The sequence below is a fragment of the Streptococcus pseudopneumoniae genome (assembly GCF_001076775.1).
GTDB lineage: Bacteria > Bacillota > Bacilli > Lactobacillales > Streptococcaceae > Streptococcus > Streptococcus pseudopneumoniae_G.
Genome location: NZ_JVGV01000011.1, coordinates 56,850 through 69,796, shown reverse-complemented (window position 1 = coordinate 69,796; position 12,947 = coordinate 56,850). Strand labels below are relative to the sequence as shown.

At 44.6% G+C, this 12,947-nt stretch carries 8 protein-coding genes; 7 read left to right on the top strand and 1 reads right to left on the bottom strand.

Going from position 1 to position 12,947, the window contains the following annotated elements; all coding sequences use genetic code 11:
* Window positions 1-1,683, top strand: coding sequence for an alpha-L-fucosidase (locus ADJ60_RS02455; RefSeq protein WP_049543202.1), 1,683 nt, complete (start codon window positions 1-3; stop codon window positions 1,681-1,683).
* A gap of 36 nt (window positions 1,684-1,719) precedes the next feature.
* On the opposite strand, the gene ADJ60_RS02450 is transcribed toward ADJ60_RS02455, so the two are convergent.
* On the bottom strand, window positions 1,720-3,807 hold the full coding sequence (locus ADJ60_RS02450; protein ID WP_049543200.1) for a GH92 family glycosyl hydrolase: 2,088 nt from the start codon (window positions 3,805-3,807) through the stop codon (window positions 1,720-1,722).
* 170 nt (window positions 3,808-3,977) lie between these two features.
* On the opposite strand from ADJ60_RS02450, the gene ADJ60_RS02445 reads away from it, so the two are divergent.
* The 6 genes from ADJ60_RS02445 to ADJ60_RS02420 all read left to right on the top strand — a co-directional run bounded on the left by ADJ60_RS02445 (window position 3,978) and on the right by ADJ60_RS02420 (window position 12,904).
* On the top strand, window positions 3,978-5,258 hold the full coding sequence (locus ADJ60_RS02445) for a glycoside hydrolase family 125 protein (RefSeq protein ID WP_049543199.1): 1,281 nt from the start codon (window positions 3,978-3,980) through the stop codon (window positions 5,256-5,258).
* 98 nt (window positions 5,259-5,356) lie between these two features.
* Entirely contained in the window at window positions 5,357-8,002 is a 2,646-nt protein-coding gene (locus ADJ60_RS02440; protein ID WP_049543198.1) for an alpha-mannosidase, read from the top strand.
* A gap of 82 nt (window positions 8,003-8,084) precedes the next feature.
* Window positions 8,085-8,954: an ROK family protein gene (locus ADJ60_RS02435; RefSeq protein ID WP_049543305.1), complete on the top strand. Its 870-nt coding sequence runs from the start codon at window positions 8,085-8,087 to the stop codon at window positions 8,952-8,954.
* Window positions 8,948-10,828: a beta-N-acetylhexosaminidase gene (locus ADJ60_RS02430; protein WP_049543197.1), complete on the top strand. Its 1,881-nt coding sequence runs from the start codon at window positions 8,948-8,950 to the stop codon at window positions 10,826-10,828. Before ADJ60_RS02435 ends, ADJ60_RS02430 begins: the two co-directional genes overlap by 7 nt.
* Before the next feature lie 209 nt (window positions 10,829-11,037).
* On the top strand, window positions 11,038-11,967 hold the full coding sequence (locus tag ADJ60_RS02425; protein WP_001032152.1) for an ABC transporter permease: 930 nt from the start codon (window positions 11,038-11,040) through the stop codon (window positions 11,965-11,967).
* A 13-nt stretch (window positions 11,968-11,980) separates the two neighbouring features.
* Window positions 11,981-12,904 carry a carbohydrate ABC transporter permease gene (locus tag ADJ60_RS02420; protein ID WP_000818353.1) on the top strand — a complete coding sequence of 308 codons (924 nt, stop codon included), beginning with the start codon at window positions 11,981-11,983 and terminating at the stop codon, window positions 12,902-12,904.
* Window positions 12,905-12,947: the final 43 nt, after the last annotated feature.

Here is a 12,947-nt window from a genome sequence, read left to right as displayed (position 1 = left end):
ATGGTAAGAGAAATAAAACCGCATGGGCCCTTGCCTAGTCAGACCCAGCTAGCTTATTTAGAGGATGAACTAGCAGCCTTTATCCATTTTGGCCCAAATACCTTTTATGATCAGGAATGGGGGACAGGTCAGGAAGATCCTGAACGCTTTAATCCGACAAGGTTAGATGCGCGTGAGTGGGTTCGCGTGCTCAAGGAAACGGGCTTTAAAAAGTTGATTTTGGTGGTCAAGCACCATGACGGCTTTGTCCTTTATCCGACGGCTCACACAGATTATTCGGTCAAGGCCAGTCCTTGGAGGAATGGAGAGGGGGACTTGCTCCTTGAAGTATCCCAAGCTGCCACAGAGTTTGATATGGATATGGGGGTCTACCTATCGCCTTGGGATGCCCACAGTCCTCTCTATCATGTGGATCGAGAAGCGGACTATAATGCCTATTATTTGTCTCAATTGAAGGAAATCTTATCAAATCCTGCCTATGGTAATGGAGGGAAATTTGCTGAGGTCTGGATGGATGGTGCCAGAGGAGAAGGCGCTCAAAAGGTCAATTATGAATTTGAGAAATGGTTTGAAACCATTAGGGACCTGCAGGGCGATTGCTTGATTTTTTCAACAGAAGGCACCAGTATCCGCTGGATTGGCAATGAACGAGGGTATGCAGGTGATCCATTGTGGCAGAAGGTGAATCCTGATAAACTAGGAACAGAAGCAGAGCTGGACTATCTTCAACATGGGGATCCCTTAGGTACGATTTTTTCAATTGGTGAGGCAGATGTTTCCATACGGTCGGGCTGGTTTTACCATGAAAATCAGGATCCTAAGTCTCTCGAGGAGTTGGTAGAGATTTATTTTCACTCGGTGGGGAGAGGCACACCTCTCTTACTCAATATTCCGCCGAATCAAGATGGTCTCTTTGATGAGAAGGATATCAAACGGCTTTATGAATTTGCGGCTTATCGTGATGAGCTCTATAAAGAAGATTTGGTTCTGGGAGCTAAGGTATCTGGTCCAGCTCTATCACCAGACTTTGCTGGTCATCATCTGACAGACGGCCTTGAGACCAGCTCTTGGGCAAGCGATGCAGACTTGCCAATCCAGTTAGAACTTGACTTAGGGACACCTAAAACTTTCGATGTGCTTGAGTTAAGAGAAGATTTGAAGCTGGGGCAACGAATCGCTGGTTTTTGTGTGCAAGTAGAGGTGGACGGCGTCTGGCAGGAATTTGGAACGGGGTTCACAGTTGGTCATAAGCGCCTCTTGCGAGGGCCACTGGTAGAGGCACAGAAGTTGCGCGTGATGATCACGGAGGCACAGGATTGGCCTGTCTTAACAAAAATTTCACTTTATAAAACACCTAGCTTAGCAAACAAAGAAGTTGTGCAGGGATTAGCATTTGTAGAAAAAAGTCTAGCTGTGACAAAGGGAGAGACTCTTCATTTTAGGATTGAACGTAGCGAAAGTAGTACTCCTTTAGAGACTAAGATTTCGATCCAACCGGGGACAGGTGTCCATGGTGTCGCCTATCAGGACGAAATTCAAGTCCTTCAATTCCAAGCTGGGGAAAGCAAAAAAGACCTGACCATACCAACCTTGTATTTTGCAGGAGATAAAACCTTGGATTTCTATCTGAACCTAACGGTGGGTGGTCAGCTTCTGGATCAACTTCTAGTCCAAGTTTCATAAAAGAAAAACCTTCGCATCTGCGAAGGTTCTTTTTGTTTACTGATGACTTGGTAACCAGCTAAGTGTAAAGGTTAGTTGCTCAGCTTTTAAGAGGTCTTGATGTTGAATAGTTGATACTAGAGTTGTGTCCAGTCGGCATTCTTTTACAAAGTTGAAGTGGCTGTGGTTTTGCTCAGTATGAATATCTAGCCATTTATCTTCTTTAGCGAGATAGACTCGGAGGTGGTCAAAGAGAGGAATTCCGAGGTCATAGCTTGGTTTTCCTGGACAGGTCGGATAAAATCCGAGAGCTGACCAGATGTACCAGGCCGAGAGACTACCATTGTCTTCATCGCCAGGATAGGCTTCCCAACTTGAGTGAAAGGCCTTCTGACGGAGAGTCTTGATGAGAAGGGCAGTGTAGTCAGGGTAGTTGCTGTAACGGAAGAGATAAGGAATGTGGAAGCTTGGTTGGTTGGAAATAGCGAGTTGTCCAAAAGGAGCAGTAGCCATTTCGCTCATTTCGTGAATCTCGTAACCATAGCCTGTTGTCTCAAAGAGGGGAGCATCTTGACAGGCTTTCAAAAGATAGTTGCTAAAGGCTTCTTTTCCACCTATAAGTTGGATTAAGTCTGGGATGTCTTGGAGGACGCCTAAAGTCGCTTGGATGGCAGAGCATTCAGCGTAGTCTCGTCCCCAACTATAGGGAGAGAAGTCAGGACGGAAGTTTCCTTGATTGTCTCGCGCTCGCATGTAACCTGTCTCAGCGTCAAATAGATGGCGGTAATTTTGTGATGCGGCCTTGTAGGTTTCAGCGATTTCTATTTTCCCTAGTTTTTCAGCACAGCTAGCGATACAAAAGTCACTATAGGCATAGTCTAGGGTGTGGCTGACGCTTTCGTGGTGGTCGGTAGAGAGGTAGCCTAGTTCTTGGTATTGGACTAGTCCGTGACGACCATTGATGCCGAGAGGGTCGGCCTTGCTGGCTGTTTCAAGCATGGCTTGGAGGAGTTCTTCTTCTAGGTCGGGGGCCATGTCCTTGCAGGCGCTATCTGCGATAATACCGTCTAAAAGTGTACCTGGCATCATACCCCGTTCATCTGGAGCCAGCCATTTTGGAAGGAAACCAGTATCGCGGTAGTTATTGAGAAATCCTTCTAAAAAGCGGTGGTAGTGTTCCGGTATGATAAGGGCAAAGAGGGGGAAGGTGGTTCGGAAGGTATCCCAGAAACCATTGTTGTTGAAGAGGACACCAGACTTGACAGTTCCAGTAGCCAGATCCATGTGGATGACTTGTCCTGATTCATCAACCTCATAAAAAGTCTGAGGAAAGAGGAAGAGTCTGTAGAGACAGTGATCAAAGAAGGTTCGGTCAGCTTCTCCTGTCTCCATGATATCAAAACGATGGAGGAGATTTTCCCAGTCCGCTTGTGCATTTGCTTTACAGTTATCAAAATCTTTTTGAGGTAGATTAAGCAGAGCCTGAGAGTGAGAGATGAAAGAAGTCGCTAGCTGAATTTCAGCATGACTATCTGCTAAGTCAATTAGCCAGTCTTCGCCTTCTTGGCTGATAGCAAGGATATCCGTATTCATTTTCAGGGATGTGAACAGTATCAGTGGATTTTTGTTGGTTTCAGTTTTACCTTCTTGTCGCAGGGCAAGAGTCCGCTCATCTACTTGCTCCACTGTCAGTTCATCTGCTGCGTGAAGATAGAGGGAGAGGGCTTTGCCTTGCTTTTGTTCCAAACGAATAGAAGCACCGTAGCAAGTCGGTGTAAGCTGGCTTTCAATCTGATAGCGCAGGGAGAAAATTTTCAGATAATGAGGTTGGAAAGAGGCCTTATCCATATCATAGGAAGACTGGCGATGGAAGAGGCTGTCTCCACCCAGTTGGCCTGTGACAGGTGTCAGAAGGAGCCAAGAGTAGTCGCCAATCCAAGGGCTGGGCTGGTGGGTTAATCGAATCCCCTGAAAGATAGGCAGATGCGGATCGAAAAACCAAGAGCCCTCCTGGTCACTGGTCTGGGGTACAAAGTAATTCATCCCAAAAGGCACGCCTGTGTATGGCAGGGTATTTCCCCGAGAGAAGGCATGCTTGCTGGCAGTTCCAAAGCGGGTATCGATGGTTTCAAGTAGTAGTTTCATAGTCTTTCCTTTAGCTGTTTTTCTACATTATATCAGAAAAAGAGGGCCTTTAGAAAAGGAGCTTCAAAGATAACTATTTTGTAGAAAAATGACTATCATTTGTGTATGTATTTTCTGTCTCAAAAGCTATATACTGAAAATGAAACTTGTTTGAAAGAGGATACTGCACGATGATTTATTCAAAAGAAATTGTTAGAGAATGGCTAGATGAAGTGGCAGAGCGAGCTAAGGACCATCCAGAGTGGGTGGATGTTTTCGAGCGTTGTTACACAGACACCTTGGACAATACGGTTGAAATCCTAGAAGATGGTTCAACCTTTGTGCTCACAGGAGATATTCCTGCTATGTGGCTTCGAGATTCGACAGCTCAACTCAGACCCTACCTTCATGTGGCTAAAAGAGATGCCCTCCTGCGTCAGACCATTGCAGGTTTGGTCAAACGTCAGATGACCTTGGTACTCAAGGATCCTTATGCCAATTCCTTCAACATTGAGGAAAACTGGAAGGGGCACCACGAGACCGACCATACAGACCTTAATGGCTGGATTTGGGAACGCAAGTACGAGGTGGACTCGCTTTGCTATCCTTTGCAGTTGGCTTATCTCCTCTGGAAAGAGACTGGCGAGACTAGTCAGTTTGATGAGACTTTTGTCGCAGCGACCAAGGAAATCCTCCATCTGTGGACGGTGGAACAAGACCACAAGAACTCTCCTTATCGTTTTGTCCGAGATACGGACCGCAAGGAAGACACCTTGGTAAATGATGGCTTTGGACCTGATTTTGCAGTGACAGGTATGACTTGGTCAGCCTTTCGTCCGAGTGATGATTGCTGTCAGTATAGTTACTTGATTCCGTCAAATATGTTTGCAGCAGTAGTCTTGGGTTATGTGCAAGAAATCTTTACAGAATTGAATCTAGCTGATAGCGAGAGTGTCATCGCAGACGCTAAACGTCTGCAAGAAGAGATCCAAGAAGGTATCGAAAACTATGCTTACACCACCAACAGCAAGGGCGAAAAGATTTATGCCTTTGAAGTGGATGGTCTAGGAAATGCCAGCATCATGGATGATCCAAACGTTCCAAGTTTGTTGGCTGCGCCTTATCTGGGCTACTGCGATGTCAACGATGAAGTGTATCAAGCAACTCGTCGTACCATTCTGAGCCCTGAAAATCCATACTTCTACCAAGGAGAATACGCTAGCGGTCTCGGAAGTTCTCACACCTTCTATCGCTATATCTGGCCCATTGCCCTTTCTATCCAAGGTTTGACAACAAGAGATAAGGCAGAGAAAAAATTCTTGCTGGACCAGCTGGTTGCTTGCGATGGTGGTACAGGTGTTATGCACGAAAGCTTCCACGTGGATGACCCAACTCTTTATTCTCGTGAATGGTTCTCTTGGGCCAACATGATGTTCTGTGAATTGGTCTTGGATTACTTGGATATCCGCTAAGGAACACGCTTTAGCGCAACTGATTCTTGGAAAGAATCACAAATTTACATTTAAAACGTTAACAATAAAAATTTAAATTTAGAATGAGGTTTTACTTCATGGAAAATGTTGTCGTACATATTATCTCACATAGTCACTGGGATCGTGAGTGGTACTTGCCCTTTGAAAGCCACCGTATGCAGTTGGTGGAATTATTTGACAATCTCTTTGATCTCTTTGAAAATGACCCTGAGTTCAAGAGCTTCCATTTGGATGGTCAAACCATTGTCCTTGATGACTACTTGCAAATTCGTCCTGAAAATCGCGACAAAGTCCAACGCTACATCGACGAGGGCAAACTTAAAATTGGTCCCTTTTATATCTTGCAGGATGATTACTTGATTTCAAGTGAAGCCAATGTCCGCAATACCTTGATTGGTCAAGCAGAATGTGCAAAATGGGGCAAATCAACTCAGGTTGGTTACTTCCCAGATACCTTTGGAAATATGGGACAAGCGCCTCAAATTCTTCAAAAATCAGGCATTCACGTGGCAGCCTTTGGTCGTGGTGTGAAGCCGATTGGATTTGATAACCAAGTCCTCGAAGATGAGCAGTTTACTTCCCAGTTTTCAGAAATGTACTGGCAGGGTGCGGACGGAAGTCGTGTCCTCGGTATCCTCTTTGCCAACTGGTACAGTAACGGGAATGAAATCCCAGTTGATAAAGAAGAGGCCTTGACCTTCTGGAAACAAAAATTGTCAGATGTGCGTGCCTACGCTTCGACTAACCAATGGTTGATGATGAACGGCTGTGACCACCAGCCTGTACAGAAAAATCTGAGTGAAGCCATTCGTGTGGCAAATGAACTCTTCCCAGATGTGACCTTTGTTCACAGTTCTTTTGATGAATATGTCCAAGCTGTGGAAAGTGCCCTACCAGAGCAGTTATCAACGGTTACAGGTGAGTTGACCAGTCAGGAAACAGACGGCTGGTATACACTTGCCAACACTTCTTCATCTCGTATTTATCTCAAACAATCCTTCCAAGAAAATAGCAACCTCCTAGAGCAAGTAGTGGAGCCACTAACTATCATCACTGGTGGTCATAACCACAAGGACCAGTTGACCTATGCTTGGAAAACTCTTTTGCAAAATGCGCCGCATGATAGTATCTGTGGCTGTAGCGTGGACGAAGTTCACCGCGAAATGGAAACTCGTTTTGCCAAGGTTAATCAAGTCGGAAACTTTGTTAAGAGCAACCTGCTCAACGAGTGGAAGGGTAAAATCGCTACAGCTAAAGCTCAAAGTGACTATCTCTTTACTGTCATTAATACAGGCTTGCATGATAAGGTCGATACTGTCAGCACAGTGATTGATGTTGCGACTTGTGATTTCAAGGAATTGCATCCAACAGAAGGCTACAAGAAGATGGCTGCTCTTACCTTGCCAAGTTACCATGTGGAGGACTTGGATGGGCGTCCTGTAGAGGCTAAAATTGAAGACCTCGGAGCTAATTTTGAGTACGATTTACCAAAAGACAAGTTCCGCCAAGCTCGTATCGCCCGACAAGTGCGCGTGACCATTCCAGTTCACCTAGCGCCGCTTTCTTGGACAACCTTCCAATTGCTGGAAGGAGAACAAGAACACCGCGACGGTATTTACCAAAACGGAGTGATTGATACGCCATTTGTAACGGTTAGTGTGGATGACAATATCACAGTTTATGATAAGACAACTCATGAAGCCTATGAAGATTTTATTCGCTTCGAAGATCGTGGTGACATCGGAAACGAGTATATCTATTTCCAACCAAAAGGAACAGAGCCAATCTATGCAGAGCTTAAGGGCTACGAGGTCTTGGAAAACACAGCTCGCTACGCTAAAATCTTGCTCAAACATGAATTGACCGTGCCTGTCAGTGCAGATGAAAAGCTAGAAGAAGAGCAAAAAGGCATCATCGAGTTTATGAAGCGTGAAGCTGGACGTTCAGAAGAATTGACAAGCATTCCTCTTGAAACTGAGATGACTATCTTCGTTGATAATCCACAAATCCGTTGCAAGACTCGCTTTACCAACACTGCCAAAGACCACCGTATCCGTCTCTTGGTCAAGACTCATAACACGCGTCCAAGCAATGATTCTGAAAGCATCTATGAGGTGGTAACACGACCAAACAAACCAGCTGCTTCATGGGAAAATCCTGAAAATCCTCAACACCAACAGGCCTTTGTCAGTCTGTATGACGATGAAAAAGGGGTGACTGTATCCAATAAGGGATTGAATGAATACGAAATCCTTGGAGACGACACTATTGCAGTGACCATTCTGCGTGCGTCAGGTGAGCTAGGTGACTGGGGTTACTTCCCAACACCAGAAGCACAATGCTTGCGTGAGTTTGAAGTCGAATTTGCGCTTGAATGCCACCAAGCCCAAGAACGCTTCTCAGCCTATCGTCGTGCTAAAGCCTTGCAGACACCATTTACCAGCCTTCAGCTTGCTAAACAAGAAGGAAGCGTGGCTGCGACTGGTAGCCTCTTGAGCCATTCTGTTCTCAGCATACCGCAAATCTGTCCAACAGCCTTTAAGGTATCTGAAAATGAAGAAGGCTATGTTCTTCGTTACTACAATATGTGTAGTGAAAATGTACGTGTACCGGAAAGTCAACATCTCTTCCTGGACCTACTGGAACGACCATACCCAGTTCATAGAGGCCTCATTTCTCCACAAGAGATTCGTACAGAATTCATCAAAAAAGAAGAAATTTAATTTCAAAAAGTAAACATAAAGAGAAAGGAGGGGCGAAAAGGTAAGAACTAACTGCTGATTCGCCCCTTTTATGGTAAAAACAATGACCATTGCAACGATTGATATCGGAGGGACTGGGATTAAGTTTGCCAATCTGACTCCTGATGGGAAAATACTGAATAAGACAAGCATTCCAACGCCTGAAAACTTGGAGGACTTACTAGCTTGGTTGGACCAACGCTTGTCAGAACAGGATTATAGTGGGATTGCTATGAGTGTTCCAGGTGCGGTCAATCAAGAGACAGGTGTGATTGATGGCTTTAGTGCGGTGCCTTATATCCACGGCTTTTCTTGGTATGAGGTGTTTAGCTCTTATCAGCTACCTATCCATTTAGAAAATGATGCAAACTGCGTTGGACTCAGTGAATTACTAGCTCATCCAGAACTTGAAAATGCAGCTTGTGTCGTGATTGGGACAGGGATTGGCGGAGCTATGATTATCAATGGTAGACTTCATCGAGGTCGCCACGGTCTGGGTGGGGAATTTGGCTACATGACAACTCTTGCCCCTGCTGAAAAGCTCAACAACTGGTCGCAACTAGCGTCAACTGGAAATATGGTGCGCTACGTGATTGAAAAATCTGGTCAGACTGATTGGGACGGTCGCAAGATTTACCAAGAGGCTGCAGCAGGAAATGCCCTTTGTCAAGAAGCCATTGAGCGCATGAACCGCAATCTGGCGCAAGGCTTGCTTAATATCCAGTATCTCATCGATCCAGATGTCATTAGTCTGGGAGGCTCTATCAGTCAAAATCCAGATTTCATCCAAGGTGTTAAGAAAGCTGTTGATAACTTTGTCGAAACCTACGAAGAATACACGATCGCACCTGTCATCCAGGCCTGCACCTATCACGCAGATGCTAATCTCTACGGAGCCCTTGTCAACTGGCTACAGGAGGAAAACCAATGGTAAGATTTACAGGAATTAATTCCAAACAAACTCAGGCAATCGACTTGCTGACAAAGCACATTTCGCTACCAGATGTAGAGGTAGCTGTCGCTCAGTCTGATCAAGCCTCTATCTCTATCAAGGGTGAGGGTGGTCACTATCAATTGACCTACCGCAAACCTCACCAACTTTATCGTGCCTTGTCCCTGTTGGCAACATCCCTAGCAGAAGGTGACAAGGTAGAGATTGAGGAACAAGCAGCTTATGAAGATTTAGCCTACATGGCAGACTGTTCTCGAAATGCAGTGCTGAATGTGGCTTCTGCCAAGCAGATGATTGAGGTCTTGGCTCTCATGGGCTACTCAACCTTTGAGCTCTACATGGAAGATACCTACCAGATTGAAGGGCAGCCTTACTTTGGCTATTTCCGTGGAGCCTACTCAGCTGAGGAATTGCAGGAAATCGAAGCCTATGCCAAGCAGTTTGATATGACCTTTGTGCCATGTATCCAGACCTTGGCCCACTTGTCTGCCTTCGTTAAATGGGGTGTCAAAGAAGTTCAGGAGCTCCGTGATGTGGAGGATATTCTTCTCATCGGCGAAGAAAAGGTTTATGACCTGATTGATGGCATGTTTGCTACCCTATCTAAACTGAAGACTCGCAAGGTCAATATTGGGATGGACGAAGCCCACTTGGTTGGTTTGGGACGCTACTTGATTCTGAACGGTGTTGTGGATCGTAGTCTCCTCATGTGCCAACACTTGGAGCGCGTGCTAGATATTGCTGACAAATATGGTTTCCACTGCCAGATGTGGAGCGATATGTTCTTTAAACTTATGTCAGCAGATGGCCAGTACGACCGTGATGTGGAAATTCCAGAAGAAACTCGTGTCTACCTAGACCGTCTCAAAGACCGAGTGACTTTGGTTTACTGGGACTATTATCAGGATAGCGAGGAAAAATACAACCGTAACTTTAGTAACCACCACAAGATTAGTCATGACCTTGCCTTTGCGGGGGGTGCTTGGAAGTGGATTGGTTTCACACCCAACAACCATTTCAGCCGTCTCATCGCTCTTGAAGCCAATAAAGCCTGTCGTGCCAATGACATCAAAGAAGTCATCGTGACGGGTTGGGGGGACAATGGTGGTGAGACCGCTCAGTTTTCTATCCTACCAAGTTTGCAAATCTGGGCAGAACTCAGCTATCGCAATGACCTAGACCGACTGTCTGCTCATTTCCAGACTAATACTGGTCTATCGGTTGAGGACTTTATGCAGATTGACCTAGCTAATCTCTTGCCAGACCTACCGGGTAATCTCAGCGGGATCAATCCTAACCGCTATGTCTTTTATCAGGATATTCTCTGTCCGATCCTTGATCGACACATGACACCTGAACAGGACAAACCGCACTTCGCTCAGGCTGCTGAGACGCTTGCTAACATTAAAGAAAAAGCTGCCAACTATGCCTACCTCTTTGAAACTCAGGCCCAGTTGAACCAGATTTTAAGTAGCAAAGTGGATGTGGGACGACGCATTCGTCAAGCCTATCAAGTGGATGATAAGGAAAGCCTACAAGAAATCGCCAGACAAGAATTACCAGAACTCAGAAGCCAAATCGAACACTTCCATGCCCTCTTTAGCAACCAATGGCTGAAAGAAAACAAGGTCTTTGGCTTGGACACAGTTGATATCCGTATGGGCGGACTCTTGCAACGCATCAAGCGAGCAGAAAGCCGCATCGAGGCTTATCTAGCTGGTCAGATTGACCGCATCGATGAGTTAGAAGTGGAAATCTTACCATTTACAGACTTCTACGCAGACAAGGACTTCGCAGCCACAACAGCCAACCAGTGGCATACCATTGCGACAGCTTCAACCATTTATACAACCTAAAAACAAGAACACCTTGCCTTGAGCAGAGTGTTTCTCGTGAAACATCCCTTTCTTAAAAAAGTACTCCACATAAAATAATTTGTGGAGTTTTTTCTATAATTAGTAGTTTAACCTAACCTTCAAATAGGAGTATACTAATAATGTAATCGTTATCAAAAGTCTAAAAAGGAATTTTTAGATGGATATCAAAATAAAAAGGGGAGGAAATTATGAATAAGTTTTCAAAAACCTTGAGAGACAACTGGATCTTTCTCTTGATGGTTTTACCAGGGGCACTCTGGTTGATTCTATTCTTCTACATTCCAGTATTTGGGAACGTGGTTGCCTTTAAAGACTACCACATGACCAGTAATGGTTTTATAGATAGTATCGTGAATAGTAAATGGGTCGGACTCGATAATTTCAGATTCTTGTTTAGTTCAAAAGACGCCTTTATTATCACACGAAATACTGTCCTCTACAATCTAGGCTTTATCTTTATCGGTTTGATTGTATCAGTAGGGATTGCTATCATCTTAAGTGAACTCCGTTCTAAGAGAATGGTTAAGATCTTCCAAACTTCCATGTTGTTCCCTTACTTCTTGTCTTGGGTTATCATCAGTTTCTTTACAGATGCCTTCCTAAACATTGATAAAGGTGTGTTCAACCATTTCCTAGAGTCTATCGGAATGAAGGAAATCAATTTCTACGCTGACTTGGGTATCTGGCCATATCTTCTACTTTTCCTAGGTATTTGGAAAGGTTTTGGATATAGCAGTGTCATGTACTATGCGACAATCATGGGAATTGATCCAACCTACTACGAAGCAGCGACAGTGGATGGGGCCAGCAAATGGCAACGAATTCGCAATGTAACCATTCCGCAGTTGACACCATTGGTAACTGTATTGACCATCCTTGCAGTCGGAAACATCTTCCGTGCAGACTTTGGTCTCTTCTACCAAATCCCCCACAATGCTGGTCAGCTTTATAACGTAACCAATGTTTTGGACGTATATGTATATAATGGCTTGACTCAGACAGCGGATATCGGGATGGCTTCAGCAGCAGGTCTCTACCAATCAGTTGTTGGCTTGATTCTGGTTATCCTATCAAACTTACTGGCAAGACGAGTTGATCCAAACTCAGCCTTGTTCTAGAAAGGAGGAGAATATGGCAGAAAAGAAAATTAAAAAAGAAAAAATTGATAATGTCGGCATTCACTCCTTCAGTAAGAAAGCAGATATCTTCTTTAGTACCATTTCTGGTTTGGTTGCCCTCTCTTGTATCCTACCCTTTGTATTCGTTATCGTTATTTCGGTGACAGATGAAAAGAGTATCCTCCAAAATGGATATAGCTTCTTCCCATCCCAATTTGGATTAGACGGTTTTGAATTTTTGGCACAGTTTAAGGATAAAATCCTCCAAGCCCTCTTCATCTCAGTCTTTGTAACAGTGGTGGGGACTATCACAAACGTTTTTATCACAACAACCTATGCCTACGCTATCTCACGGACAACCTTTAAGTATCGCAGATTCTTTACAATCTTTGCCCTTCTTAGTATGTTGTTCAATGCTGGTTTGGTACCGGGCTATATCGTGGTAACTCGTTTACTTCAACTTGGTGATACTGTTTGGGCCTTGATTGTTCCAATGCTTCTCTCACCATTTAACATCATCTTGATGCGTTCCTTCTTCAAGAAGACCATTCCAGAAGCCATTCTAGAATCCGCTCGTATCGATGGTGCTAGTGAGGCCCGGATCTTCTTCCAAATCTGTTTGCCATTGTCATTACCAGGTATCGCAACCATTACGCTCTTAACAGCTCTTGGTTTCTGGAATGACTGGTTCAACGCCCTTCTTTACATCAAGAGTGACAACTTGTATCCATTGCAATATTTGCTCATGCAAATCCAACAAAATATGGATTACATCGCCAAAGCAGTCGGCCTATCTGGTCAACTGGGAGTTGCTCTTCCAAAAGAAACAGGTCGTATGGCCATGGTTGTGGTCGCAACCCTTCCAATCGCGATTCTGTATCCATTCTTCCAACGCTACTTTGTAAAAGGTTTGACTATCGGTGGTGTGAAAGAATAGTGCTTGTTGAGAAAAATCATTTCTCATTTCCAAACTTCCCTTG